General features: G+C 63.7%; 1 protein-coding gene. It reads right to left on the reverse strand.

Annotated elements, in window-relative coordinates:
* The coding region (locus AC2JF9_RS08435) for a class I SAM-dependent methyltransferase (RefSeq protein ID WP_500726888.1) at positions 1 to 425 on the reverse strand (425 nt) is incomplete at its 3' end.
* Positions 426 to 515: the final 90 nt, after the last annotated feature.

Below are 515 nucleotides of genomic sequence, written 5' to 3' on the forward strand. Positions count from 1 at the left end.
CTATAACTGTATTTGGGTTGCCCATAGGGATCGTCGTCGAACTGCGCCGTGTCGACTGCCACGAGGTTGAAACCCGCGCGTGAACCGGCGCCTGCCAAATTCTCCGCATTAAAGGCGTAAAGATGCCTCGGCGGATCGCAGCATAGCCAGGAATCCCGTGCCAGCAGACGGATGGCCTTGAGCGGTGAGGCGGTAACGCGGCGGGCATAGTGCCAGAGCACGTCCGGCCTGACCAATGCGTCGTTCGTCCGGTTGTTCGGCGTGGTGACGATCAGCAGCCCGCCCGGCTCAAGCGCGCCCCGGAAGGGGCGCAGGAAGCCGACCGGGTCCGGTACATGCTCGATCACCTGGTTGAGCAGGATGAGGTCGTAGCGCTGCCCCAGCGCCTCGTCCGCCGCGCCTATCGCCTGGACGATCCGCCCCAAGCCACCGCAGCCTGACGACAAGAGGACCGGAAATGTTCGAACGCACGTACTATGCCACCCATCCCGCCATGATGGAGTGCGTCTCCAACG

The organism is Lactobacillus sp. C449L (assembly GCF_059900815.1).